Annotated in this window: 15 protein-coding genes; 1 reads left to right on the top strand and 14 read right to left on the bottom strand. The window is 75.6% G+C overall.

The window, feature by feature from the left end:
* Positions 1-34: 34 nt before the first annotated feature.
* From ACZ4UB_RS10810 to ACZ4UB_RS10750, 13 genes are all read right to left on the bottom strand, one after another.
* A complete protein-coding gene (locus tag ACZ4UB_RS10810; RefSeq protein ID WP_468069723.1) occupies positions 35-1,399 on the bottom strand; it encodes a serine hydroxymethyltransferase in 1,365 nt (454 codons plus the stop codon).
* Positions 1,396-4,737 (bottom strand): non-ribosomal peptide synthetase, encoded by a 3,342-nt coding sequence (locus tag ACZ4UB_RS10805; RefSeq protein ID WP_468069722.1) that lies wholly within the window; start codon positions 4,735-4,737, stop codon positions 1,396-1,398. The genes ACZ4UB_RS10810 and ACZ4UB_RS10805 overlap by 4 nt, the downstream gene beginning before the upstream one ends.
* On the bottom strand, positions 4,734-6,089 hold the full coding sequence (locus ACZ4UB_RS10800) for a cysteate synthase (RefSeq protein ID WP_468069721.1): 1,356 nt from the start codon (positions 6,087-6,089) through the stop codon (positions 4,734-4,736). Before ACZ4UB_RS10800 ends, ACZ4UB_RS10805 begins: the two co-directional genes overlap by 4 nt.
* Entirely contained in the window at positions 6,086-11,467 is a 5,382-nt protein-coding gene (locus ACZ4UB_RS10795; RefSeq protein WP_468069719.1) for an amino acid adenylation domain-containing protein, read from the bottom strand. The genes ACZ4UB_RS10800 and ACZ4UB_RS10795 overlap by 4 nt, the downstream gene beginning before the upstream one ends.
* 96 nt (positions 11,468-11,563) lie before the next feature.
* Complete coding sequence (locus ACZ4UB_RS10790) at positions 11,564-11,800, bottom strand: MbtH family protein (protein WP_467965447.1); 237 nt, start codon at positions 11,798-11,800, stop codon at positions 11,564-11,566.
* Positions 11,801-12,029: 229 nt separating this feature from the next.
* Positions 12,030-13,289, bottom strand: a complete 1,260-nt coding sequence (locus tag ACZ4UB_RS10785) for a tryptophan 2,3-dioxygenase (protein ID WP_468069717.1) — start codon at positions 13,287-13,289, stop codon at positions 12,030-12,032.
* Between the two features lie 244 nt (positions 13,290-13,533).
* Positions 13,534-14,559, bottom strand: coding sequence for a TauD/TfdA family dioxygenase (locus tag ACZ4UB_RS10780; RefSeq protein WP_468069948.1), 1,026 nt, complete (start codon positions 14,557-14,559; stop codon positions 13,534-13,536).
* Positions 14,560-14,589: 30 nt separating this feature from the next.
* A complete protein-coding gene (locus ACZ4UB_RS10775; RefSeq protein ID WP_467965451.1) occupies positions 14,590-14,859 on the bottom strand; it encodes a phosphopantetheine-binding protein in 270 nt (89 codons plus the stop codon).
* A gap of 5 nt (positions 14,860-14,864) precedes the next feature.
* The gene (locus ACZ4UB_RS10770; protein ID WP_468069716.1) at positions 14,865-16,289 is read right to left on the bottom strand and encodes a type III PLP-dependent enzyme domain-containing protein; all 1,425 of its coding nucleotides are present in this window, start codon (positions 16,287-16,289) and stop codon (positions 14,865-14,867) included.
* Complete coding sequence (locus ACZ4UB_RS10765) at positions 16,279-17,841, bottom strand: AMP-binding protein (RefSeq protein ID WP_468069715.1); 1,563 nt, start codon at positions 17,839-17,841, stop codon at positions 16,279-16,281. Before ACZ4UB_RS10765 ends, ACZ4UB_RS10770 begins: the two co-directional genes overlap by 11 nt.
* Positions 17,838-18,896: a ketoacyl-ACP synthase III family protein gene (locus tag ACZ4UB_RS10760; protein ID WP_468069714.1), complete on the bottom strand. Its 1,059-nt coding sequence runs from the start codon at positions 18,894-18,896 to the stop codon at positions 17,838-17,840. The genes ACZ4UB_RS10765 and ACZ4UB_RS10760 overlap by 4 nt, the downstream gene beginning before the upstream one ends.
* A 394-nt stretch (positions 18,897-19,290) precedes the next feature.
* Positions 19,291-22,047 (bottom strand): penicillin acylase family protein, encoded by a 2,757-nt coding sequence (locus ACZ4UB_RS10755; protein ID WP_468069713.1) that lies wholly within the window; start codon positions 22,045-22,047, stop codon positions 19,291-19,293.
* A gap of 199 nt (positions 22,048-22,246) precedes the next feature.
* Positions 22,247-23,227, bottom strand: coding sequence for an AfsR/SARP family transcriptional regulator (locus ACZ4UB_RS10750; RefSeq protein ID WP_468069712.1), 981 nt, complete (start codon positions 23,225-23,227; stop codon positions 22,247-22,249).
* Positions 23,228-23,584: 357 nt separating this feature from the next.
* On the opposite strand from ACZ4UB_RS10750, the gene ACZ4UB_RS10745 reads away from it, so the two are divergent.
* Positions 23,585-23,764 carry a hypothetical protein gene (locus ACZ4UB_RS10745; RefSeq protein WP_468069710.1) on the top strand — a complete coding sequence of 60 codons (180 nt, stop codon included), beginning with the start codon at positions 23,585-23,587 and terminating at the stop codon, positions 23,762-23,764.
* 82 nt (positions 23,765-23,846) lie between these two features.
* Here ACZ4UB_RS10745 and ACZ4UB_RS10740 read toward each other — a convergent pair whose 3' ends face one another.
* Positions 23,847-26,855: an AfsR/SARP family transcriptional regulator gene (locus tag ACZ4UB_RS10740; RefSeq protein WP_468069709.1), complete on the bottom strand. Its 3,009-nt coding sequence runs from the start codon at positions 26,853-26,855 to the stop codon at positions 23,847-23,849.
* Between the last annotated feature and the right edge of the window lie 47 nt (positions 26,856-26,902).

Genomic DNA, 26,902 nt, shown 5'->3' with positions numbered 1-26,902 from the left:
GGTGGTCCCGGGAGGGTCGGTGGCGGGAAGTGGGTCAGGCCGGCAGGTGGTGCGGCAGCGGGAACTCCCGGCAGAGCCGGGTGACTTCGCCCCGCACCTCGGCGCGCACGGCGTCGTCGAGGGTGAACTCGCGCTCGCCGTGGGGCACCACGGCGGTGAGCACCCGGTCGATCAGCGCGGCGCAGCGGCGCATCTCGACGGGGCCCATGGCCCGCAGCGCGAGGGTGTTGGTGCCGAAGCGGATGCCGCTGGTGATCCGGGGGCCGTGGGGGTCGTCCGGTATCCGGTTGCGGTTGACGACGATCCCGCAGTCGGCCAGCGCGGATTCGGCGATCGCGCCGGTCAGGCCGCGGGGGCCGAGGTTCAGGAGCACCATGTGGTTGTCGGTGCCGCCGGTGACCAGGGTGTGGCCGAGCCCGGTGAAGGCGTCCGCGAGTTCGCGGGCGTCGCAGACCACGCGCTCGGCGAGGGCGCGGAACTCCGGCTGGGCGGCGATGTCGAAGGCGCGGGCCTTGGCCGCGACCGCGCCCAGGTCCGGGGTGCCCTGGAGGAAGGGGAAGGTGCCGTGCGAGATGGCCTGGGCCAGGGTGCGCCGGGTGCCGGGCACGGGCAGGTCGGCGTCGCGGCCGAGCAGGATCAGGCCGCCGCGGGGCCCGTACAGCTGCTTGTAGGTGCTGGTGGTGGTGGCGTGCGCGTGGTCCACCGGGCTGGGGTGCAGTCCGGCCGCGACCAGGCCGGCTATGTGGGAGATGTCGGCGAGCAGGAAGGCGCCGACCTCGTCGGCGATCTGCCGGAACCGGGGGAAGTCCACGGTGCGCGGGTAGGCGCTGGCGCCGCAGACGATCACCTTGGGGCGGTGCTCCCGGGCCAGTGCGGCGACCTGCTCGTAGTCGAGCATGCCGTCGGCGTCGGTGCCGTAGCCGACCGCGTGGAAGAAGCGGCCCGAGACCGAGGCCGGGGAGCCGTGGGTGAGGTGCCCGCCGGCGCTCAGCTCCATGCCGAGCAGGGTGTCGCCCGGCTTCATCAGGGTGCACAGGACGATCTGGTTGGCGGTGCTGCCCGAGTGCGGCTGTACGTTGGCGTACCGGGCCCCGAACAGCGAGCGGGCCCGGGCCACCGCCAACCGCTCGACCTCGTCGACCAGTTCGCAGCCGGCGTGGTAGCGGGCGCCGGGGTAGCCCTCGGTGGTGACGTTGGAGATGCTCGCTCCGGCGCAGGCCAGGACCGAGGGGTCGGCGCTGCTGGAGGCGGCCACCATGGCCAGGGTGTCGTTCTGCCGTGCGTGTTCGCGCTCCAGCAGGTCGCTGAGCAGCGGGTCGGCGGCGGCCAGGCGCTGCGCGCCGAGGCCCGCGTAGTCGGCGAGGACCCCGGTGCCCGCGGTCGTGGTGGTGGTGCTCATGCCATGCTCTCCTCGTGTTCGGCGAGCAGCCCGAGGGCCTCCTCGTCGGTCATCTCCAGCAGTCCGGCCGCGATGTGGGCCACGGCCGCGACGTCCGTTCCGCCCTCGTGGCCCCGGGCGACGAGGCGCCGCGCCTGCTCGGCGAGGGTGGACGCCTCGAAGAGGTCGCGCAGGGGCAGTTCGACGCCGAAGGTCTCCAGCAGCGCCGAGGCGAGCCGGGTGGCGAGCAGCGAGTGGCCGCCGAGCGCGAAGAAGTCGTCCTCGGCGCCGACCCGGTCGGTGTCCAGTAGCTCGGCCCAGAGCGCGGCGAGCACCAGTTCGACGTCGTCGCGGGGGGCCACGTACGCGGCGCTCGCGCGCTCGGCCAGGCCGTCGGGCTCGGGCAGCGCGCTACGGTCCACCTTGCCGTTGGGCGACAGGGGCAGCGCGTCCAGCGTGACGAAGGCGGTCGGGACCATGTGCTCGGGCAGCTCCGCGCCCAGCAGCGCGCGCAGTGCGGCGGCCGACGGGACCGCGGCGGCGTCCCCGGCGGGCACCAGGTAGCCGATCAGGCGCCGGTCCTCACCGCTGCCGTGGGCGCTGACCACGGCCCGGTCGATGTCGGGGTGGCGGCGCAACACGGCCTCGATCTCGCCGAGTTCGATGCGCAGGCCGCGCAGTTTGACCTGGTGGTCGAGGCGCCCGATCAGTTCGATCACCCCGTCGGCGCGGGTGCGGGCGAGGTCGCCGGTGCGGTACAGCCGCGCTCCGCTCGGCACCGGGCCGGTGCCGGCGCCCGGGTGCGGGCGGTAGCGGTCGGCGGTCAGGGCGGGGCGGTTCAGGTAGCCGCGGGTCAATCCGGTGCCGGCGAGGCAGAGTTCGCCCGGCACCCCGATCGGCGCCGGTGCCAGACCGGGGGTCAGGACGACGGCCTGCTGGTTCACCATGGGGCGGCCGTAGGGGATGCTCGTCCACGCCGGGTCGGTTTCGATCACCGGGTAGGTGATCGAGTGGATGGACGCCTCGGTGGCGCCGCCGAGCGCGATGAAGGCCAGGTCCGGCGCGAGGCGGCGCAGCCGCGCGGGCAGCCCCACCGGGATCCAGTCGCCGCCGAAGAAGGCCGCCTTGAGCCGGGGCAGTCGGACCCCCCGCTCCTCCCCCGCCCGGACGAAGGCGTCCGCCAGGGCCGGGGCCGAGTTCCACACCGTCACCTTGTGCCGGCGCACCAGGTCCACCCAGTGGTGCGGGTCGCGGGCCCGGTCCGGGTGCGGCATGACGACCGCGCCGCCGGCCGCCAGGATGCCGAGCGTCTCGTAGACGAACATGTCGAAGCTGGGGGACGACAGGCCGAGCACCCGGTCGCCGGCCTCGATGCCGTAGGTGTCGTTGAGGTCGAGCAGGTTGTTGACCACGCCGCGGTGCGGGACGGCGATCCCCTTGGGGGTGCCGGTGGAGCCCGAGGTGTAGATGACGTAGGCGAGGTGGTCCGGGGCCAGCGCGGCCGGGCGCCGCCGGGTGTCGGGCCACTGCTCGGCGTCCTCCACCTCCAGCACCTCGGCCCCGACGGCCGGCAGCAGCTCGGCCAGGGCCCGCTCGGTGAGGACCACCGGCGGGGCCGCGTCCCGGAGCATGAAGGCCAGGCGCTGCGCCGGGTAGGCCGGGTCCAGCGGCAGGTAGGCGCCGCCCGCCTTCAGCACGCCGAGCACGGCCGCCACCAGCGCGGGGCCCTTGGACAGGCAGAGTCCGACGGTGGTGTCCGGGCCCACGCCCAGCTCGGTCAGGCGTCCGGCGATCCGCTCGGCGAGCGCGTCGAGCCCGGCGTAGGTCAGCTCGCCGCCGGGGCCGACGACGGCCGCTGCCTGCGGGTCCGCGGCCTCGCGCCGCTCGAAGAGCTCGTGCAGCAGGGCTCCGCCCTGCGGGTAGGCGTGGGCCGTGTCGTTCCACTCCACCAGGGCCTGGTGCCGCTCGGCCGGGGTGAGGACCGGGAGCGCCGTCAGCCGGGTGCCGGGCTCGGCGACCGCGGCGGCCAGCAGGGTCTGCCAGTGGCCGATCAGGCGGTGGACCGTGGCCGCGTCGAACAGGTCGCTCGCGAACTCGACGGTACCGGTGAACGCGCCGTCCACCTCGCGCAGTTGGAGGTTGAGGTCGGTCTGCGCGCCGCCGCGCGGAACTTCCCGCACGGTGACCGAGAGGCCGGGCAGTTCCGGCGGCGCCAGCGGCGCGTTCTGCACCAGCAGCAGCGACTGCACCAGCGGGTTGTGGCTGAGCGCGGGGGCCGCCGGCCGCTCCGGGAGCATCCGCTCGAAGGGCAGCTCCTGGTGCTCGAAGGCGCCCAGCGCGGCCGCACGGACGCGGCCCAGCAGCTCCTCGAAGGTCGGGTCACCGGCCAGCGAGGTGCGCAGCGGCAGGATGTTGATGAAGCAGCCGATCAGCGTCTCGGCCTCGGGCGGGCGCACCGCCGCGCCGGTGCCGACGACGATGTCCTCGCTGCCGCTGTGCAGGGCCAGTACCGCTTGGAAGGCGGCCAGCAGCGCCATGAAGGGGGTCACCCCGGCCCGCCGGCACAGGGCCCGCACCCCGGCGGACAGCTCTGCCGGGACCTCCACCGCGAGCGTGTCCCCGCGCAGCGACTGCACGGCCGGGCGGGGCCGGTCGCCGGGAAGTTCCAGCAGGTCGGGGGCGCCGGCGAGCGCCCGGTGCCAGTAGGCCAGGCCCGTCTCGTCGACGGCGGCCCGCGCCTCGGCCTCCCAGACGGCGAAGTCGCCGTACTGGATCGGCAGTTCGGGCAGCTCGCCGGCGCGGCCGGCGTAGCCCTGGGCCAGTTCGGCCAGCAGGATGCCGATCGACCACATGTCGGCCACGAGGTGGTGCACGGTGATCGCCAGCACGTGGCGCTCCGGCGCCAGCCGGTGCAGGGTCGCGCGCAGCAGCGGGCCGCGGGTCAGGTCGAAGGGGCGTGCGGCGTCGGCGGCCAGTACGCGCTCCAGCTCGGCGTCCGCGGTCTCCCGCCGCTCCAGGGCGAACGTGGCTCGCTCGTCGACCAGTTGGACCAGTTCGCCGTCCGCCTGCTCGAAGCAGGTGCGCAGCGACTCGTGCCGGTGGACCAGCCCGGTCAGCGCGCCCTCCAGGGCGGCCGTCTCGAGGGGGCCGTCCAGGTGCAGGGCGAAGGGCAGGTGGTAGGCGCTGGTCCCGGGGATCAGCCGCTCCACCAGCCAGATCCGGCGCTGGGCCGAGGTGGCGGGAAAGGCGAACTGTTGCATGGTCTGCTCTGCTTTCTGCCGACCGGAGGGGACGGGGACGACGTCAGGGGGGATCTCGGGATCGGGAAGGTGCTCGGCGGCGCGGGGCGGGGTCGTCATGCGCCGGTCACCAGGTAGGCGGCGGCCTCGGCGCCCAGCCCGGCCGGTATCCGCAGGTCGGGCTGGACCGGGACCGGCGGGTGGGTGCGCGCGCGGCGGGCCCGGCCGCCGCCGGTCACGTGCAGCAGTACGGTCTCCTCGGGCCGGATCCGGCCGGCGGCGACCGCCCGGCACAGCCCGGACACGGCGACCGCCGCGGCGGGTTCGATGTCGATGCCTTCGGCCGCCGCGAACAGCCGCCCGGCGGCCGCCGCTTCGGCGTTGTCCACCGCCAACAGCTCGCCGCCGCTCTCGGTGACGATCTCGCGCACCCCGCCCGCCACCGCGTACGGCGGCTTGCGCGTGGTCAGCTCCGGGGCGTGTACGGCGGCCACCGCGGCCCGCACCTCGGGGCCGTCGCCGATGACCGGCGCGTCCAGTCCCTCTTCCCACGCCCGGACCATCGGCGCGAAGGGCGCGTTCTGGCAGAGCGTCAGCCGCGGCAGTCCGCCCGCCGCGGCGCCCGGGCGCCGGGCCGCCGGGAAGCCGGCCGCCAGCAGCCGCCGGGCCGCCTGGTGGGCGGCGATCGCGCCGGCCCCGCTGCCCACCGCTTGCACGTAGTGGTCCGGCAGGCGACCGATGGTCTCGGCGGCGGCGAGCAGCGCGGTCCCCAGGCCGTCGCGGCGGGCCACGTTGCGGGTGCCGCCCTCGGCCTGGTATCCGGGCCGGGCGCAGATCGCGTCGGCCAGGTCGATCGCGTCGGTGTAGTCGCCCGCGACGGTCACCAGGCGGACGCAGTCGGCGCGTTCGCCCGCGGCGCCGAGCGCGGGCAGCGCCGCCTCCGGCACCACGAGCAGGCAGTCCACGCGCTGCCGCGAGCAGGCCCGCAGGAAGGCCGCGGCGGTGTTCCCGGCCGAGGCGACGACCAGGACCGGCGGGCGCTCGGGCAGCCGGGCCAGCACCACCTGCGCCTCCAGCTCCTTGAAGCTGCCGGTCTCCAGCGCCGCGCCGCGCTCGGGCCAGTAGCCGCTGAAGGCGACCCACAGCTCGGGCAGTCCCAGCTCGCGGCCCAGGGCCTCGGCCCGGTAGGTGGCGCCGATGGCGCCCTCGGGCAGCTCCCGGCCGGCGGTCGGCAGCCAGCAGGCGTAGCGGAACGGGCCGGTGCCGGGCCCGGGGGTGAACGGGCGGGCGTACTCGGTGGCGAGCAGGCCGGGCCGGTGCGCCTCGGCGCAGTCCAGCCGCAGGCCGTCGTCCTCGTGGCTCTCGCGGCAGACCGGACATCGCAGCAGGTACGAGCGGTCCACCGGGGAGCCGCCGGGGCCGGCGTGCGGCCGCTCGGCCCGCTCGGCCGGAAGGAAGGGGACGGAGGTCATCGCGCTTCCCCCTCGGCGACCGCGCCGGTGAGCACCGGGCGCAGCGCGCCGTCGGCACCGCGGCTGACGGCGTAGCGGCCGCGGTCCACCCGAACCGGCGCCGGCCGCGTCGCCGGGACGGACCCGGGGCCGCGGTCCGCGGCTTCTTCGACCAGGGCGGCCACGGCGGCCACGGTGGGCCGGTCGAAGAGCAGGTGCAGGGCCGGCGCGGCGCCGAACTCGGCCCGCAGGCGCTCGGCGAAGCGGGCCAGCAGCAGCGAGTGCGCGCCGCGGTCGAAGAGGTCCTCGTGGCGTCCGATCCGCTCGGCTCCGAGCAGTTCGGCGAGCATCGCGGCGATCCGCCGCTCGGTCGCCCCGACCGGCTCCTCCACGTCGCCCGACGGGCGGGCGGTCTCCGGCTCGGGCAGGGCCCGCCGGTCCACCTTGGCGTTCGCGGTCAGCGGGAGTTCGTCCAGCGTCACCAGCAGCGAGGGGACCGCGTAGCCGGGCAGGGTGCGCCGCAGTTCCTCGCGCAGTGCGGCGGGGGTCGCGGGGGTGCCGTGCTGTTCCAGGTAGCCGACCAGCCGGGCCCGCGCGCCCTCGCCGTCCACGACGACCGCGGCGCGGCGCACCGCGGGCAGCCGCTCCAACGCGGTCTCGATCTCGCCGAGTTCGATGCGGTGCCCGTGCAGCTTGATCTGGGTGTCGGAGCGGCCGACGAAGAGCAGCTCGCCGCCGGGGCCGCGCCGCACGAGGTCGCCGGTGCGGTAGAGCCGGGCGCCCGGGACCGCGCCGAAGGCGTCGGGGACGAAGCGTTCCGCGGTCAGGCCGGGGCGGGCCAGGTAGCCGTGGGCCAGGCCGTCGCCGCCGATCAACAGCTCGCCGGTGACCCCGTCCGGGACCGGCTGGAGGAGCGGATCGACCAGGTAGAGCCGGGTGTTGGCGACCGGGGTGCCCAGGGGCAGTTCCCCGTCGGCCGCGGTCAGTTCACCGCGCGCCGACCACACCGTGGTCTCGGTCGGCCCGTAGACCTGCCAGAGCCGTGCGCCGCGGGCCAGCAGCTGCGCGGCCTGCTCCACGGGCAGCCGCTCGCCGCCGCACAGCGCCGTCAGCCCGGGGGTGCCCGCCCAGCCGGCGTCGAGCAGCAACTGCCAGGTGACCGGGGTGGCCTGGAGGTGGCTGATCCCACCGGTCTCCAGGCAGGCCCGCAGCCGGGAGCCGTCGCCCGCCGTGGCCGTGTCGGCCAGGTGCACGGTCGCGCCGTGGACCAGCGGCAGGAAGTACTCCAGCGCGGCGATGTCGAAGGCCGGGGTGGTGACGGAGAGCCAGCCCGCGCCGGGGGCGAGCCCGAGGTCGCGCTGGAAGGAGGACAGCAGGTTCGCCAGGGCCCGGTGCGGGACCACCACGCCCTTGGGGCGACCGGTCGAGCCGGAGGTGTGCAGGACGTACGCCGGCGACTGCGGCGCGATCGTGGTGTCGGCGTCGCGCTCCGCCTCGGCGATGGTGTCGAGCGCCAGCAGGGTCCAGTCCCCGGCGGGCACCCGGTCGGCGGGCAGGTCGCTCAGCACCGCCGCGGCCGCGCCGTCGGCGAGCACCAGAGCCAGCCGGTCGGCCGGGTGACCCGGGTCGAGCGGCAGGTAGGCCGCGCCGGACTTGAGCACGCCGAGCAGGGCGGCGAGCAGCCGCGGGGTTCGCGGCAGCAGGACGGCCACCGTGCGGCCGGGGCCGATGCCCAGGGTGCGCAGCCGGGCGGCGACGCCGTCGGCCAGCCGGTCCAGGGTCCGGTAGTCCAGCTCCTCGCCGCCCTCGGGGCCGGCGGCGCGGACCGCCACGGCGTGCGGGGTGCGGGCGGCCTGGGCCTCGAAGCGGCGCACCACCCCGTCGGCGGGGTCGTAGGCGAGGGCGGTGTCGTTGCCCGCGGCGAGGACGGCGGCCCGCTCGGCCGGAGCCAGCAGGGGCAGTTCGCCCGCCGGGCGGCCGGCGTCGGCCGCGATCTCCGCCAGCAGGGTGGTGAAGTGGGCGGCGAAGCGCCGGGCGGTCGCCGGCAGGTAGCGGTCGGTGTCGTAGCGGACCGCGCCGGCCAGGCCGCCCGCCGCCTCGCCCAGGGTCAGTTGGAGGTCGAACTGGCTGCCGCCGACCGGCAGCGCCAGCGTCGAGCAGTCCATGGCGCCGAGGGCGAAGGGCACGCCGCCCTGACCGGTGGCCATCGCCACCAGGGCCTCGGCGTGCTCGCCGGGCGCCTGCTGGAGGCTGAACAGGCTGCGCACCAGCGGGCGGCCGCCCTGGTCGCGGTCCGGGCGGATCAGCTCGACCAGTGCCGGGAAGGGCACCTCGGCGCCGTCCAGCGCGAGCCGGGCGCTCTCCCGCACCCGGGCCAGCAGGGCCGTGAACGGCTCGGCGGCCTCGATCCGGACGCGCAGCGGCACGGTGTTGACCAGGCTGCCGACCGTACGGGCGAAGGCGGCGTCGTCCCGGCCGTGCGTCGGGGTGCCGACGACCACGTCCTGCTCGCCGGTGCTGCGGGCCAGCAGGAGCTGGAAGGCCGCCAGCAGCACCGTGTACAGGGTGCTGCCCTCGCGCCGGGCCAGTGCGGTCAGCGCCTCGGTGGTGGCGGCGTCCACCTCCAGCGGCAGCGCGGCGCCGCGCATCCGCTGGCGCCGGGGCGGCGTCAGGTCGGCGGGGAGGGAGGTGCCGGCGCGGACCCCGGCCAGGGCCGTGCGCCAGCCGTCCAGGCGGCGCTGCCCGGCCGCGGTGTCGACCAGGGCGATCTGGCGACGGGCGTGCGCCGCGAAGGGGGCGGCCGGAGCGGCGGCCACAGCCGGGTCGCCGACGGCCAGTTCGTCCAGCAGCAGGGACAGCGACCACAGGTCGGCCACCAGGTGGTGGGCGGTCAGGACCAGGTGGTGACCACCCTCGGCCCCGCTGAAGAGCCGGGCCCGCAGCAGCGGTCCGACCTCCAGGTCGAAGGGCTGCTCGGCGGCCTCGGTCAGGCGGGCTGCCAGCTCGGTCGCGCTCCAGCCGGAGGCGTCGACCCGCTCGAAGGCGGGCGGAAGTTCGGCGTGCACCCGCTGGACGGGTCCGGAGTCGGTCCGGGGGAAGGTGCTGCGCAGCACCGCGTGCCGCCGGGTCAGGCCGGCCAGGGCGTCGCTCAGGGCGGTCGGGTCGAGCGCGCCGTGCACGCGGAAGGCGGTGGAGACCAGGTAGGCGGGGCTCTCCGGGGCGACCTGGTGCAGCAGCCACAGGGCGGCCTGGTTCGGCGAGAGCGGGTGGTCCCCGGGCTCGGTGGGGGCGGTGGGCTCCTGCGCGCCGGCCGGTCCGGACGCGGCGCCCGCTTCCTCGAAGCGCTCGGCGAGCAGGGCGGCCAGTCCGGCCAGGTCCAGCGCGAGCGCCTCGGTCAGCGTCAGGTCCACGCCCAGGGCGGTGTGCAGTTCGTGCCGCAGCCGGACCGCGCCGAGCGAGTCCAGACCCAGTTCGGCGAGCCGGTGCTCGGGGGCGAGGTCCGCCGCGTCCAGTCCGAGCCGGGCCGCGAGCAGGGAGCGCAGGGCGGCCAGCAGCACCGCGGGGCGTTCGGCCGGCTCGGCGCCGCGCAGCGCGGCGGCGTCCAGGGTGGACGCCCGCTCCACGGAGGCGCCCTGCGGGCGGCCGCTGTGGGCCAGCGCGGTGAGGTCGCCCTCGCGGTAGGAGGCGGCGCACACGTGGCGCTGCACCTTGCCGCTGGAGGTGCGCGGCAGCGTCGCGGCGCGGATCAGCACCACCGCGGCCGGTCGTATCCCGTGCGCCTCCGCGACGGCCTCGCGCACCGCGCGGGCCAGCGCCGTCAGGTCACCGTCCTGGTGGTCCCGGGACACTTCCTGGACGATCACCAGCTCGGCGGTGCCGGCCAGTTCGACCTGGACGGCGGCGCCGCAGTTGGCGCGCAGCGCGGGGTGGACGGCGGACACGCTCTGTTCGATGTCCTGCGGGTAGTGGTTGCGGCCGCGGACGATGATCAGGTCCTTGAGGCGGCCGGTGACGTACAGCTCGCCCTCGTGGAGCAGGCCGAGGTCGCCGGTGCGCAGGAAGGCGGGGTCCTCGTCGGTGGCCCCGGCGTGGGCGAGGCGGGCGCCGAAGGTGGCCGCGGTGTGCTCGGGCCGGTTCCAGTAGCCCTGGGCCACGCTCGGACCGGCGAGCCAGATCTCGCCGATCTCCCCGGCGGGCAGCACCCGTCGGGTGACCGGGTCGACGATCTCCAGCCGCTGCGAATCGTCCGGGCGGCCGCTGCTGACCAGCTCGGTGGTCGCCCCGGTCGCCCCGGTGGCGGCCTCGGTGACCGGCTCGTCCGCCGCCCCGCCGGTTCCGGCGAGCAGGGCGTTCGGGGCCGAGAAGCGGGCCGGGGCCGTGCCGTGCGGCTTGCAGGAGACGATCAGGGTGGCCTCGGCCAGCCCGTAGCAGGGGGTGAAGGCCTCGGCCCGGAAGCCCGCCGGGGCGTACGCCTCGGCGAACCGCCGGAAGGTCTCGGCGCGCACCGGTTCGGCGCCGTTGAACGCCACTTCCCAGCTGCTCAGGTCGAGTCCGGCCAGCACCTCGGGGGTGGCCAGGTCGGCGCACAGGTCGTAGGCGAAGTTGGGGCCGCCGCTGACCGTGGCCCCGCTGCGGCTGATCTCGCGCAGCCAGCGCAGCGGGTCCTGGGCGAAGGAGGTGGGGGACATCAGCGAGCAGGAGCCCTGGTAGTACAGCGGCTGGAGCATGCCGCCGATGAGTCCCATGTCGTGGAAGAGCGGCAGCCAGGACATGCCGCGGGTGGCGCCGGTGGTGCGGAAGGCGCGCTGGATCAGGGCCGAGTTGTGCAGCAGGTTCCCGTGCGTCAGGACCACGCCGCGCGGCGCCGAGGTGGAGCCGGAGGTGTACTGGAGGAAGGCGACGGTGTCGGGGCCGACCCGCGGGTGGTGCCACTCCCCCGCTTCCTCTTCCGGCACCCGGTCGGTCGCCAGCAGGCGCAGTACGTCCATCACCGCGCCGTCCGGGTCGTCGGGCAGCAGCCGGTCGCGGACGGCGGCGGTGGTCAGCGCCACCGTCGCCCCGCAGTCCGCGACGATGTCGACGAGCCGCTCCAGGGAGCGCGGCCGACGGTTGGGCGGGTAGACCGGCACCGCGACGGCCCGGGCGTACAGGCACCCGATGAAGGAGACGACGTAGTCCAGACCCGGCGGCTGGAGCAGCAGGACCGGGCGGTCGGTCAGACCGAGGCGCTGCAACCGGGCGGCGACGGCGCGGGCCCGCCGGTCGAGCTGTCCGTAGCTGAGCCGCTCGACCGGTGCGTCCTCCTTTCCGGAGAACTCGAAGGCCGTGCGGTCCGGATCGGCCGCCGCGGTGGCGGAGATGGCCGAGATCCAGTCCTGATGCTCAAGTCGCGGGTCCACGCGTTGTTCCCTCACCGTTCGGTGTCCGATGCCCTGTTCCTGCTGCCGCCGTCGGCGACCGTTCGCCCTCGGGCGACGCTCGTGCTCAGCCCGTGCTCAGCCGGCGGTCGCCGGCGCGGCGGCCTCGGCGGCCTGCCGCTCCATGGCGACGCGCAGGCTCAGCGGCCGCATGTCGGTCCACACCTCGTCGATGTGGGCCAGGCACTGGGCCTTCTCGCCCTGCGGGCCCTCGGCGCGCCACCCGGCCGGCAGTTCCCGGTCGGCCGGCCAGATCGAGTACTGCTCCTCGTCGTTGACGACGACCTGGTAGACGGTGCTGTCCTCGCTGCTCATCACTGCGCTCCGATTTCGCTGGTGGGTTGGTGTCGGCGGGCCCGTGCAGCCGCCCGGTGCGGTGCTGACCGTGCGGGCCGGCCGTTCTGTCTTCGATGCTGTCGCCCGGCCCTGATCGGGATCTGGGCCCGCCCTGGCCGGGCGCGGACGTTCTTCCGGCGGCTCCCGGGCGCCGGTCCGGCGCCCGGCCGGCGGTGCGGTGACCGGTGCCCGGCGGCTCACTGACGGCTCACTGAACGCCGACTGAAGGCCGCGCGGCTGGGCCGAGGGCGGGGAAGAGTCGGGCCTCGGCCGCGTCGCGGAGGTAGGAGGCTCCGGCGGTGCCGCCGGTCCCGCGCACCTTGCCGATCACCTTCATCGTGATGCCCCAGTGGGTCCGCTTCATCGCCCCCCAGGAATCGTCCAACTCCCGCATAGTGGTGAGCAGTTCACCCTCGGCGAGCGGACCGCGCAGCAGGGCGCGGTGCAGCTCCGGCGAGGACCGCTCGACGGTCCGGTAGGCGGTGGACTGCACCGCGCTGCGGCCGTCGGTGTTGGCGCGGATCACCGCGAAGGCGTCCTTGGGCATGGTGGTCAGCACCCGGAACACCCCGGAGGTCCCGGTGACCTGTCGCGTCGCGTCCGTCAACAGCTCCCGGGCCAGGTCGGCCCGGCCGGTGGCCACCGCGTCGGTGGCGGCCCCTATGGACCGGGCGACGGCCGCGAAGACCGCCTCGAAGACCTGGATGATCCGGATGAACATCTGCTCGTCGTGGCAGCGGGTGGTCGGGGTCAGCGTCAGTTCCACCGCCCGCAGCACGTCGGCAGGCAGCGCGTCCCGCGCCGCCGCGACCGCGTCGGCGCAGGCCCGTACCAGCTCGGCCGGATCGTCCGGCGCCGCCTGCGGCCCGGCGGCGTCCGCGCGGCCGGTCGGGAGCCCGGCCGCGGCCGTGAGGGCGCGCAGGGCGGCCCGGGTACGGGCCCGCCCGGCCGGGGCTCCGACCAGCGTGGCGGCCTCGACGGCGACCACGTCGGCCAGCAGGGCGGTGATCACCTGCTCCGTGCGGGCGCAGGAGCCCGACGCGGCCAGCGAGGTGTAGACCGGGGTGCCGAGGTAGCTGTCGTAGTCGCCCTGCGCCCCGTCCACCACCTGCGGCAGCCAGTCCGCGAGCAGCCGCGCGGCGACCCCGCCCGGCGCCGCCGGTACGACGGCGCGCAGTGCGTCCAGCAGCTCCGCCCCGACCTCGTTCTTGCCGACGGCCCGGTAGTGGCCGAGGACCGCGCGGTAGGGGAAGCGGGCGGCGTCCCGGCCGTCGGCTTGCCAGTGCGCGAGTGCGCGCAGCGCGCGGTGCGGGTCCAGATCGGCCGGGTCGGGCCGGGCGGCGGCCAGGCTGGGGCCGCCGACACCGGGCGCCCGGGTCGGGTCCACGGCCGGTGCGGGGGCCGGGGCGGTGGCGGGAGCGGTGGAGACGGCCCCGGCGGCGGGGGCCGGGGAGAGGGCGGTGGTCACGGGTGGCTCCGATCGGTGGACGGCCGGGCCGGGAACGGCCCGGTGGGCGGCGGCTGCGGGGCAGCGGCCTGCCGGTGGGTGCGTGGGCGCCGCGCACGGCATCGCCGTACGGGCGCGGGGGCATGCGGGCGCACGGGCGTACGGGCGTACGGGTGCGGCGGCGTACGGGCGTACGCGGGCGTGACGGCGCAGCCTGGCCGGGGCCCAGGAAGGGCCGCCCCGGCCAGGCTGCGGAGGTGGTGGATCAGGCGGGGTGCGCGGTGTGTCCGGTCGGGTCGGCCAGCACGTAGCCGTCGCCCGCCCGGTGGGCGCGCGAGCGGCGCAGGTCGGCGAGGACGAAGGTGCGCTGGAGCCAGCGGTCGGTGCCGTCGAAGCGCGGGCTGAAGGCGGTGCGCCCGTGCACGGTGATCCGGTTGTCGACGACGGCGAGGTCGCCGGGCTCCAGCCGGGCGGTCCTGGCGGTGCGTTCGAAGAGGAGTTGGAGCTCGGCCAGCGCGGCCGCGGCCCGTTCGGTGAGCGGTTCGGTGGCCGCCATGTCCACGCGCAGGTCCGGGTCCTCGTACGCCCCGGTGAGCACCGCGTGCGGTGCGGCGGGGCCGTCGCTGCCGCCGAAGGACGGCGGCGGCGCGGTGCGGAACTCCGGTCGGTGCAGCGCCGATCGGGTCTGCGCGTCCAGCAGCGGCAGTACCTCGCGCACGCAGGAGGTCCGCAGTCCGGCCAGCCCCTCCGGGTCGGCGCGCAGGCACAGCAGCATGACGAAGTCCGGCCGGTGCGGGTGGAAGGCGTTCTCGTTGTGGAAGGTGAGCAGCACGGAGCCCGCGTTGCCCTGGAACTCCTCGCGTCCCGGCACCGGGACGACGTCCTGCACGAGGGCTCCGGTCTTCTCGGGCCGGAAGGCGGCGGGGTCGCCGAGCCCGCAGGCGACGAGCATCAGCACCGACGCCGGTACGGTCGCGCCGCGCTGCACCGAGCCGTCGCTCAGCGGCGTGGCGCCGAGCTCGGACCCGGCGACCGGCAGCCCGCGCACGAGCAGGGCGCCGCCGGGTCCGGGCGCCCGGCGGAAGGCCCGCAGGGCCCGGCGCAGACGGGTCGGCAGTTCCTCCCAGTGCTCACGGGCCGAGTCCACCCAGGCGGGGTCGTCGACCAGGGTGCCTTCCGGCCGGTCGCGGAGCAGTGCGGCGACCCGTGCGGTGGCGGCCGTCTCGGCCCCGGTGAGCACCAGGTCCGGTGCTGATATTTCGATGTCCAGTGATACCGGCACGGATGCCAGCCTTTCTCTCAGCGGTGGTGTGCGTGCCGGTCAGCGCGGTACGGCCGGGTCCAGCCGCCCGGAGACGACCTCCCACAGGCTGCCGACGGTCTCGAAGGCCTCGGGGCCCAACTCCTCGTCCGGGATGGACACCTGATAGGCCTCCTCCAGCCGCACCAGCAGCTCGACGATGGCCATCGAGTCCAGCCCGGCGCCGCGCAGCCCGGCCTCGGCGGACAGCGGCCGCTCCTCGGCGAGCCGCGGCAGCAGCTCGGCCAGGACGTCCTCGTACCGGCCGTCCCAAAGGGGTGGTGTGGTCATGCTGTTCAGCTCCTTGCGGTGTGACCGACGAGGTCGCGTCGGTCGTTCTGGTGGTGGTCGTCCTGGTCGCGGTCGTTCTGGTCGCGGTCGGGGCGACCGTGGTCCGGCCGGTCGGGTTCGGTCAGCGGCCGGCGGGTCAGGGTCAGCCGGTCGGCGCTGACCACGCGGCCGTCCCGGACGGTGATCTCCGCCGGGGCCGGGCGGCCGAGGAAGCCGAGCAGGCTCGCGGTGGCCCCGTACGCGCCGACGTTCGGCACGGCCAGCAGGGCGCCGGGCCGCGGCACGACGGCCTCGGCGGCCCGGCTGATCACGTCGGCGGGGGTGCACAGCGGCCCCACCAGGGCCACCCGGCGGGTCGCGGGGCCTTCCGCCGCCGGGTCGGCGTCCGGGTCGGGGTCGGCGTCCGGGTCGGTGAGGTGCAGCGGTTCGGCGCGCAGCGAGGGCAGTCGGCCCACCCCCGAGAGGCCGCCCAGGTGGTTGATCCCGCTGTCCAGCACGCCGTAGGTGGTGCCGCGGCTCTCCTTCACCTCGGTGACGGTGCAGACCAGGCGTCCGCTGTCGCCGACGAGGTAGCGGCCGGACTCGAAGGCCAGCTCCAACCGCCCCCGCCAACCGGGCAGGTGCTCGTCCAGCGCGGCCTCCAGCGGTGCGCGCAGCACGTCGTAGCGCGGTCGCTCGCCCGGCGCCGCGTACGGGCAGGCGAAGCCGCCGCCGAGGTCGAGCATCCGCAGCGGACGGCCCCAGTGGGCCTCCAGCGCGGCGGCGGTGCGGATCGAGGCGACGGCCTCCGCGAGCAGCCCCTGCGGGTCGACGGCATTGGTCAGCGGGAAGAAGTGCAGCCCCCACAACTCGGTGCTCTCGACCGTGAGTTCCGCGAGGTCGGGCAGACCGTCCGCGATGTCGTGGCCGAACTGCGAGGCGCCGCCGGTCATCCGCAGGCCCACGCCCGCTCCGGCGCCCGAGCCGTTGATCCGCAGCAGGCAGCGCGCCGTCACGCCCCGGGCGCGGGCGGCGGCGCCGACCCGGCGCAGGTCCGCGGGCGACTCGACCGAGAAGGTGCGCACACCCGCGGCCAGGGCCTCGCCCAGCTCGGCGGCGGTCTTGCCCGGGCCGCCGTAGAGGCAGTCGGCTCCGTCGAATCCCGCGGCCAGGGCGGCGGCGAGTTCGCCGGTGGAGCAGATCTCCGGGCGGCAGCCGGCCAGCCGCAGGGTGCGGACCAGCTCGGGGTGCGGGTTCGCCTTGAGGGAGTAGTACAGGTGGGAGCGCTCGGGCAGGGCGGCGCGCAGGTCCGCCGCGGCCCGCTCGACCCGGGTCAGGTCGTACACGTACAGCGGGCTGCCGTAGCGCAGCGCCAGCTCGGCGGCCAACAGGTCCTCGGCACGCGGTGGCGTGGTGGTGGGTGGGGTCGTCGCGGGTGGGTCAGTGCGCATCGCTCTCCAGCGCCTTCCGGTCGGTCTTGCCGTTGGGGGTGAGGGGCATCCGGGCGACGACCCGGCAGTCGGCGGGCACCTTCGCCGCCTCCAGTCGTTCTTCGAGCCCCTCGATCACCCGGCGCGCGGTGAGCCCGTCCGCGCCGGTGACGACCAGGCGCAGGTCGAGCCCGTCCCGGGGCGGCAGCGCAGCGGCGGCCCGTACGCCGGGCACGTCCAGCGCGGCCGCCTCGATCTCCGTGGTGCTCATGCGGACGCCGCGCCTCTTGAACTGGTCGTCGACGCGCCCGCTGATGTAGAGGTGGCCGTCCGCGTCCAGTCGGCCGTGGTCACCGGTGTGCAGGCGGGTCCGCCCGGTGCGCGGGTCCGGTCGGTAGCGGCCGGCGGTCGATCCGGGCGCGTTCCAGTACCCGGTCATCACGTGCGGGCCGCCGACGACGATCTCGCCGACCTCGCCCGGCGGGAGGGGTCGGCCCCGCCCGTCGAGCACCTCGACCGTGGTGCCGTCCAGGGGCAGGCCCACCGACCCGGGGCGTTCGCGGTCGACGTCCGGTTCCGCGATGGTGACCCGCTTGCACTCGGTGATGCCGTACATCGCCACCACGGCCGCACCCGGGAAGCCGGAGCGCAGCGCCTCGATGGTGGAACCGGGCAGTGCTGCGCCGGTGTTGGTGAACAGGCGGACGTGCTCCGGCGGCGCGCCGCGGGCCGCGAGGCGGCACAGCATCTCGGCGAGCGAGGGCACCACCGGCACCACGGTGGCCCGGTGCGCGCGCAGCAGCGTCAGGACGCGGACCGGCGCGGCGGCGTCCGCCAGCACCACCTCGGAGCCGCCGATCGCGGCCAGCAGGAGCTGGTAGAGCCCGTAGTCGAAGGAGAGCGGCAGCGAGGCGAGCACGACGTCCCGCGGTCCGTAGTCGAGCCGACGGGCGATCGCGCGGGCGGCGAAGACCACTTGGCGGTGGGTGCAGACCACGCCCTTGGGGGCGGAGGTGCTGCCGGAGGTGTAGATCAGTTGGGCGATCGCGTCGACCGTCGGCCGGCCGGCGGGCGCGCGGGCCGCCCCGCCCTCGGGTTCCGCGTCCGGGGCGGGGCCCCGCAGGAGTGCGTCGGGCGTGGCCGTACGGGCGCCGCTGGCGGCGACCGCCGCGCGGACCGGTTCCGTCTCGGCGGGGTCGAGCACGACCACCGCGGGAGCAGCGTCCGTCAGCACCCCGCTCAGCACGAAGGGCTTCAACTCCGGGTTCAGCGGCACCGCGACGGCGCCGGCGCGCAGGACGCCGTAGTACAGCGCGACGAACTCCCGCCGGTTGCCGAGCCGCAGGACCACCCGGTCGCCGGGCACGACGCCGGCCCCGTCGCGCAGCCGGGCGGCCACCGTGCGGCTGGCCGCGGCCAGTTCGGCGTAGCTCCAGGCGCCGGAGGCGTCGCGGACGGCGGTCGCGGCGGGACGAGCGGCCGCCGCGGCGTCGAGCAGGTCGACGACGAGCGCGGCGTCGTCCGGATCGGGGGCGGGGGCGTCGGCGCGCGTCCCGAGGACGGTGGCGCTCATACGGACCAGCCCGAGGGGTCGGTGATCTCGACGACCGCGCTGGTGCAGCTGTAGCCGGTGCCGCCGCCGACCAGCAACACGCGGTCGCCCGCGCCGACTTCGCCGGTCTCCAGCAGTTCGTTCAGTCCGGCGAAGTGGTCGCCCGCGCCCAGGTGGCCGACCTCGCGGCAGAACTCCCAGTTGGAGTACTTCTCCTCGATGCCCAGCTGGTGTTCCAACTGCCAGGTCAGCCGCTGGTGTCCGGTGGCGTTGAGCACCACCCGGTCGATCCGGTCGATCGGCGTGTCGGCATCGGCCAGCGCGGCCCGGATCGAGTCGGCCGCGACCTCGGCGGTGCGCAGCGTCGCCGCCCGCATGTTGCGGTGTGCGCGGAAGTACTCCTCGGCGCGCGCCCCCAGGTCGACCGGCCGGGGCTCGTCCTGCGGCCCGGACCGGAAGCCGGCGCCCCGGGCCAGGCCCTCCAGCGAGTTGTCCACCCGGGTCGCGGTGGCCAGCAGGCGGGCGGTCGCCGCTTCGGGCGAGGAGGTCAGCACCAGCGCGGTGCCGCCGTCGCCGTAGACCATGCCCCGTTCGGCCCGCCACCGGTCGAAGGCCGGGGGCGCGAAGCGGTCGGCCGTGGTCAGCAGCACGGCTTCGTCCTCGCCGACCGGGCGCGAGCGCAGCTGGCGGGCGGCCAGCTCCAGCCCGGCCAGGCCCGCGTTGCACTGCTGCAAGAGGTCGAAGGCGGGCACGGCCGACCCGACCGCGTGCTGCGCGACGTAGGCCGCGGACGGCCACAACTGCGCTCCTTGGAACCACAGGTAGCTGTGGAACACGGCGGCGACCCGCTCCGCGGCCGGGCCCGAGCGGCGCAGCGCGGTGCGGGCCGCGCGGACCGCCATTTCCGGTGCCGACAGGTCGTCCGGCCCGTCCGCCGCGGCCGAGCTGACCGAGTGGATCTGGTTCACGGCGTGTTCCGCGGCGTCGTACGCGCCCGTCGCGACCGCCTCGGCGGCGTTCGTGCGGTCGGCCAGCCAGACACCCGTGCCTGCCAGGTACACCTGCTCCCAGCGCATGTCTCTCCGATCTCCGGCCCCGCGGCAGGGCGCCCGGGGCGACTGTCGGTCCCGATGCTTCCGCCCGCCGCCTGCCGCACGGTTGCCCCGCACTGACGGCCCGGTCGGCGTCGCCCTGACCGCGCACCGGCCGCGTACTGGCCGGGCATTGACCGCGTGCTGACCGCGTGCTGACCGCGTACTGGCCGTGGGCCGACCGTGTGCCGACCTCGCGCTGGTCGGGCACGGGCGAGGGAGTGAAGGGGTACCGGCGCGGCGCCGGTCGCGCGCTGACGGGCCGCTGACGCACGACGGGCCGTCGACGGTGACACCGCCGACGGCCCGCGTGTGCCGGACCGGAGTCCGACGGAAGCCCTGCTGATCCGCTACTGAAGCCCTACTGAATCCCGGCGCCCTACGAGGGGGCGACCGCGGGGGTGAGGCGCAGGCGGTCGCGCGCCGCCGCGTCCACGGCCGCCGCTCCGTAGGGCCACGGCAGGCTGCCGCCCTCGGCCCACCGGCCGATCTGGTCGGTGTAGGTGTCCGCCCCGGCGTGGCCCGACGCACCGGTCAGGTTGATCCAGCGGGAGCGCTCGAAGTCCGCGAGGTCCACCACCATCCGCATCGACGGCACCCAGATCACCTCGAAGCCCTTCTGCGGGTCCCAGCCGTTGGCCAGCACCGAGTCGGTACCGCCGCCCACGCCGACCGGGTCGGCGTTCAGCAGCCACTGGAGCGGCGCCGGACCGCCGGCGCCCAGGGTCGGGTTCTCCAGCGTCAGGGTGTGCAGGGCCCCCCACTTCCACTTCTTCGGATCGGCGCCGAGCCGCCCCCGCAGCTCCTTGGCGGCCTCCTCCATCGCCTTGCCCAGCATGGCGTCCCGGCCGTGCACGGCGGGGTCGGTGGCGCTGGTCCACCAGATGCTGTCGGGCCGCTCCAGCAGGCCGCGCACCACGTCGAACCAGCGACCGCCGCCGTCCGGGTAGGCGTAGCCCTTGACCCCGGCCTTGGCGAGCCGGTCCGTGAAGGCGCTCTTGAGCAGCTCGCGCCAGACCGCGTTGAAATAGGCGGCCGGCGCCGAGTCGGCGCCCTGGGAGAAGTCCCAGCCGCGCAGCAGGTCCTGGGCGGGCTTGGCGTCCGCGCCCACCTCGGCCTGGAGCAGCCGCGGCACCAGGGTGGCGGCGTTGCCGTTCCAGCTGTCCTGGGTGATCCGCTCCATGGCCGCGACGTCCAGCTTGCCGCCCCGCTCGATGAGCTGGGCGATCCGCTGGCTGCGGTAGCCGGTGCCCCAGCTGCTGCCGATCAGGTGCGGGTAACCGGGGCCGACCACCGCGTTGTTGGCGGTGACGATGTAGCCCTCGGGCGGATTGAAGCTGGTGGGCAGCTGGTCGAAGGGCAGGTATCCGGTCCAGTCGTAGGCCCCGGTCCAGCCCGGTACCGGGTGGCGGCTGTCACCCGCCTTGCGGACGGGTATGCGGCCCGGGGTCTGGTAGCCGATGTTCCCGGCCGTGTCCGCGTAGATCATGTTCTGCACGGGCGAGGCGAAGACGGCGGCGGCCGCGCGGAACTCGTCCCAGTTCTTGGCCCGGTCCAGGGCGAAGAGGGCGTCCATGGTGGGGGCCGGGTCCAGCGCCGTCCACTGCATCGCGACCGCGTAGTCCTCCTGCGGGCCGCGCGGCGGTACGTCGGGCTCCTTGCCGTCGTCGGCCACTTCGTCGGCGGACTTCAGCACGTCGGAGATCAGCGGGCCGTGCAGGGTCGAGCGGACGGTCAGGTCGACGGCGGGGGCGCCGGCCACCTTGATCTGCTCCTGGCGGACGACCAACGGCTTCTGCTCGCCCTGGTGTTCGTAGCTGGAGCCCTTGACCTTCTCCACGAAGAGGTCCGAGTCCGCGGCGCCCAGGTCGGTGAAGCCCCAGGAGATGTCGGCGTTGTGGCCGATCACCACGCCCGGCATCCCCGCGAAGGTGAAGCCGGTGACGTCGTAGGGGCACTCGGGGCCCACCCGGTTGCAGTGCAGGCCGACTTGATACCAGATGCCCGGGAGGGAGGGGGTCAGGTGCGGGTCGTTCTCCAGCAGCGGCTTGCCGGTGGTGGTGCGACTGCCGGACACCACCCAGGAGTTGGAGCCGATGCCGATGCCCTGCGGGCCGAGGACAGCGGCGAGCACTTGGCGCACCCCGGCGCTGTCGGCCAGCGCGGTCGAGGCCCCGGCGGGAACGACGGGCGCCGCTCCGGCGGCGGGCGCGGACGGCGCGGCGGACGGGGTCGCGGCCACCGGTGCGTTCGCGGGCGCGGGAGCGTTCGCCGGGGCGGGCGCGCGGTCGGGGACGATCGGTGACCAGCGCGTGAAGTCGTAGCCCGGGAAGAGGTCGTCGGCCGTACCGGCGGGCAGCTTCGCCGCCAGCATCGCCTGCTGGAACTGGTCGATCATGCCGGTGTTGAGGTTCCAGGCCATGGTCTTCAGCCAGGACACCGAGTCGGCGGGGGTCCACGGCTCGGGCCGGTAGTCGCCGGCGACGAATCCGAGCACCGGGTACTCGACCGACAGCTCGGCGCCCTTGTGCTGGGCGAGGTAGGCGTTCACCCCGTCGGAGAAGGCCCTCAGGTACGCCTGCGTCTGCGGTGACAGCATGGCCACCTCCTGCTCGGCCACCCGGTACCAGCCGAAGGTGCGCGCCACCTTGTCGGTCTGCACCTGGCTCGGGCCGAACATCTCGGCGAGCCGGCCCGCGGTGACGTGCCGCTGGGTGTCCATCTGCCAGAAGCGGTCCTGGGCCTGCGCGTAGCCCTCGGCCACGAACAGGTCGTGCGCGGTGTCGGCGTAGATCTGGGGGATCCCGGAGGCGTCCCGCACGATCTTGGCCTCGCCCTTCAGGCCGGGGACGCTGGTGCTGCCGGCGAGCTGGGGCAGCGAGCGCTGGACCGTCCACTGCACGTACCCGGCCAGGCCGGCGACCGTCAGCACCAGCAGCGCGGTGAACGCCACGGCGGTGCGCAGGAGGATCCGCCGCAGACGACGGCGGCGGGCGGGACGCGCGGGGGGCGCGGCGTCCTGGTCGGGGGTCCCGGGGTCGGCCGGTGTCACGGCGGCCCCGGGGCCGGGGGCCGGACCGGAACCGTCCGGCGGGGCCGTGTCGGCGGAGTCGGCCGTTTCGGGCTGGACTGTCATGGGGTGGCGCTTCCTTGTCTCGGCGGATCTACGGATCTACGGATCTGCGGGTCTGCGGGTCTGCGGATCTACGGGTCTGCGGCCATGGCGAACACCGCCGTGCGCGGGCCACGGGCGCGGCGCACGGCGGTGGGGCGACGGACGGGGTCGGGAGGTAGGTAGGTAGGTAGGTAGGTAGGTAGGTAGGTAGGGGGTGGCCTCAGCGGGCCAGCCGGGCCGTGCCTTCGGCCCACGGGCCGCGGGGGGCGGCGGGGGCCGACCCGACCAGGGTCAGGTGGGGGCGACCGGTCTCGGACCCCGCGCCGGCGAGGGCCGGTTCCCCGGCCGCCGCGGCCGGGGCGAGGCGCGCGAAGGGGTCGGGGCGACGCGCGAGGATCGCCTCCTCGATGCCGCGCAGTTCGGGCCCGGGCAACAGCCCGAGGTTCTCCATCAGGGTGTGCCGGGCCCGCTGGTAGGCGGCCAGCGCGTCGGCCTGACGGCTGCCCCGGTAGAGCGCGACCATGAGCAGGGCCCAGAGGCGTTCGCGGTAGGGGTGTTCGGACGTGAGGACCAGCAGGTGGGGCACGAGACGGGCGTGGCCGCCGAGTTCGAGCGCCAGCTCGGTGTGCTCCTCGACGACCGCCAGGCGCAGCTCCGCGAGCCGGGTGCGTTCGACGTCGAGCAGCGGTCCGCTCACGCCCGTGAGCGCGGGACCGGGCCAGGCGGCCAGGGCGGTGGCCAGCGTGCGCTCGGCCGCCTCGGGTTGGCCGACGGACCGCAGCGCCCGGGCCTCGGCCACGGCCTGCTCGAAGCGCCCCAGGTCGCACTGCTGGGGGCCGATGGAGAGCCGGTAGGAGGCGCCGACCCGGGTGAGGACGCCCCCGGCGGTGCGCGGCGCCCGGTCGGGCTCGACGAGCTTGCGCAGCTTGGACACGTACGCCTGGACGAGGTTGGCGCCGTCGAGCACGGCGGCGTCGCCCCAGATCCCGTCGATCAGGTGGTCGCGGCCGACGGGCGAGCCCGCGCGGAGCAACAGGACGGCCAGCAGGGCCCGCTGACGGGGAGCACCGAGCGGGAGTTCGACGCCGTTCCGCCATCCCCTTACCTCGCCCAGCAGTTCGAAGCTGAGGTCGGCCGGGTGCGCGGTAGAGGTCGCGGCAGAGGTGGGGTGCGCGGTCGAAGGAGACAGAAGGGCAGTCATGGCAACCTCCGCTGGCCCGGGTCCATCGTGTGGCGGTTCGGGTGCAGCTGTGGGGAGTACGGTGCGTGGTCGGGGTCGGCCGGGGCCGGGGTGCGGTGCGCGGTCCGGACGGACCGGGTGGGTCCGGCGCGAGGCACCGGCCCAGTGGCCGACCACCGCACGGTTGGAATGGTGCACCTGGCGCATATACGGAGGATCCTCGGGCGCGCAGACAACGGACGCGGCAGCGGTTATCGCGCATATATCCGTCATAGAGCGGCCTGGATCACTCTTGTTCCAGAGCAGCCGGAACCGACACGGTGTGACCGGCTCTCCCCACATACGCAGGCATCGATCCACGAAGCGGACGGCAACCCCATGAAGCGCTCCATCACCACCCTGGCCCTGCGCAAGACCGCGATCGTCCTGACCGTCGGCTGCGCCGCCGCGCTGTTCTCGGTGACGGTCTCCCACGAGGACGCCCCCGCCCCGGGCCACGCGGTGACCGTCGTCGCCGGCGGCCCGGTCACCCCGACCGAGTGGAACAGCCAGGGCTGATCCGCGGCCCCGCCGCACGCCCCGTCCAGCCCGTCGAGCCGCTCGCGCTCACGGGCCGACGGCGTTCACGGGCCGGCCGTGCTCACGGGGCGGCCGCCAGCTCCAACGACCGGGCCAGCTCATCGGCCTGGTCCACGTCCGGCAGCCCGAGGAGGGCGTAGACGTCACGGGCCTGTTGGGCCCGGGCCGACGCCCCCGCGGTGTCCCCGGTCTCGGCCAGGGCGCGGGCCAGGGCCAGCAGGCAGTGTCCGCGCTGCTGTTGGGAGCCCAGCTCCTCGCTCAGCGCCAGGGCCCGCCCGGCCTCCGCGAGGGCCTCCTCGTAGCGACCCAGGTCCCGCAGGCTGCCCGAGAGCATGAACCTCGCCTGGGTCTCCCGTCCCCGCAGCCGGGCCGCCGCGCACACCTCCAGGCAGGCCGTGTAGCTGACGACGGCGTCGGCGTACCGCCCCAACTCGTGCAGCGCCATGCCGTGCACGTACCAGGCGTACGAGGTCACGTGCGGGTCCCGCTCGGTGCGCAGCCGGTCCAGCGCGGCCTCGCACACCTCCACCGCGTCGACGGGGCGGCCGCTGCGCACCCGGGCCTGGGCCGCGTTCAGTTCGGTGGTCAGCTCCCCCGAGCGGTGTCCCAGCCTCCGGGCGAGCTCCACCGCCCGGTCGTAGAACATCGCCGCGTCCGTGAAGCGCCGCTGCCACTGCGCGATCAGCCCGCGGTCGTTGAGGATCTGCCGCAGGATGACCTCGTCCCCGGCCCGCGTACAGGCCTCGGTCGCCAGCCGGGTGTGCAGTTCGGCCTCGGCCAGCCGGGTGTACTGCAGGGCGGCGTTGCCGCACACGAAGCGCGCCCGCGCCTCGGCGTGGTCGTCGCCGCGCGCCGCCGCCGCGTCGGCCACCTTGCGGGCGGCGGTGGCCAGTTGGAGGTACGGGATGTCCTGCCCGAAGGGGCTCATCGCGACCAACAGGTCGGCCGCGGCGCGCAGGGTGCGGGATTCACCGCCCGCGGGGCCCTGCGCGGCCAGGGCGGCCGCGTTGGCGGCGCAGTCGAACTCCTGCGTCACCCAGGCGCGGGCGTCGGCGAGGGTGGCGAAACGCGGCCCGGCCTCGGGCCGGCCGCCGAGGATCGCGCCGACCGGGTCGCCCGGCACCATCGTCTGGAAGGCGGCGCACGAACCGTCCAGCAGGAAGTCGAGGAGCCGGCCCAGCGCCGCCGCCCCGTCGTCGCCGTCCGCCTCGTCGGGCCCCGGCTGCTCGGGCCCGACGAGCTGGAGCGCGAAGGAGCGCACCAGGTCGTGGTAGCGGTAGACCCCGGGCCGCGGCGCCTCCAGCATGGCCGCGTCGACCAGTGCCTCCAGCAGTTCCTCGGCGTCGTACACGTCCATGCCCAGGGTCGCCGCGGCGGCGGCCGTCCCGATGCCCTGCCGGGTGACCGGCGCGAGCAGCCGGAACGCCCGCGCCTGGGCGCGGGTCAGCTGGCGGTAGCCGAGCTCGAAGACGGCCGCGACGGCCAGGTCACCGGCGCGCAGCTCGCCGATGCGCAGCCGTTCGTCGGCGAGGCGGCCGGTCATCGTCGCCACCCGCCAGCGGGGCCGGGCCGCGAGCCGCGCCGCCACGATGCGCACCGCGAGCGGGAGGTGCCCGCACAGGGTGACCAGCTCGACGGCGGCCTCCGGCTCCTCGTCTATGCGGCCGGCCCCGACGACCGCGCGCAGCAGGGCGATCGCCTCGGCGGTGTCGAAGACGTCGAGGTCGCTCTGCAGGGCGGTGGAGAGCCCGGCGAGCACGGCCCGGCTGGTGACGATGACCCCGCAGTCGGCGGAGCCGGGGAGCAGCGGTCGGATCTGCGCGGGGTCGCGGGCGTTGTCCAGTACGACCAGGATGCGGCGTCCGTCGAGGGTCGTGCGGAAGAGCAGCGCCCGGTCCTCGGTCGAGGCGGGCATCCCGTGGCCGGGGACGCCCAGCGCGGTCAGGAAGCTGCCCAGGACGGCTCCCGGGTCCGCGGGCTCCAGGCCGTTGCCGCGCAGGTCGGCGTAGAGCTGGCCGCCACCGAATTCCGGTTTGGCCTGGTGGGCGACCTGGAGGGCGAGGGTGCTCTTGCCGATCCCGCCCATGCCGGTGACGGACACCACCGCGAGGGAGGGGCGCGCCGGGTCGGTCAGTGCCCGGTACAGGCCCTGGACCTGCTCCTCCCGGCCGGTGAAGTCGGAGATGTCGGCGGGCAGCTGGGCGGGCCGGGTGGGCGCGGGCGCCTCCTTGGACGCTTCGGCCGTCAGTTCCGGTTCGGGTCCGCCGGCATCGGCCGGCTGGTCCCGGCCCCGGGCCGGCTGGCCCATCAGGAGCGGGTCGTTCGCGAGGATCCGCTCGTGCAGCGCGCTCAGTTCGGGACCGGGATCGATGCCCAGTTCGTCGGCCAGGACCCGCCGGGCCCGGCCGAAGACGGCGAGCGCGTCGGCCTGGCGCCCCATCGCGTACAGCGCGCGCATCAGGAACCCGTACGGCCGTTCCTGGAGCGGGTGTTCGTGGGTGAAGGCGATGAGGTCGGGGATGACGAGCCCGTGCCGCCCTTGCCGGAGGTCGTGTTCGAAGCGCTCCTCGACCAGTGCGAGCCGCAGCGCCGTGAGGCGCGAGCGCTGTTGCTCGGCGAACGGCCCCGGCACGCCCGCCAGGGGCTCGCCGCTCCACAGGGCGAGGGCCTCGGCGAGCAGCCTGCCGCACTCCTCCTCCTGCCCGGTCGCCCGGGCGCGCGCGGCGCCGGCCGCCAGCTCCTCGGCGTAGAGCGCGTCCACCGAGCGGGGCGGCACCAGCAGCTGGTAGCCGTCGCGCAGCGATACGAGGACCTTGGGCGCGGAGCGGTCCTCCTCCACGATCTGGCGCAGCCGCCAGGCGTGGGTGCGCAGGCTCGACAGCGCCGAATCGGGCGCTTCCTCGCCCCAGATCGAGGCGAGCAACTCGTGCGCGGGCGTGGCCCGGCCCGCGCGCAGCAGCAGCGCCGTCAGCAGGGCCTGTTGCTGTGGCGATCCGGTGGTCAGGGCGCACCCGTCCCGAACGACCCGCACGGCTCCGAGCACGGTGAACCGGATGCCGGCTTCCCCCATGAGTCCCGATTTCCTTCCCCACTGGTCACGTGAGCTCGCGGTGCAGC

It is taken from the genome of Streptomyces sp. NPDC028419 (assembly GCF_055565515.1).
This window is presented reverse-complemented; position numbering and strand designations above follow the sequence as displayed.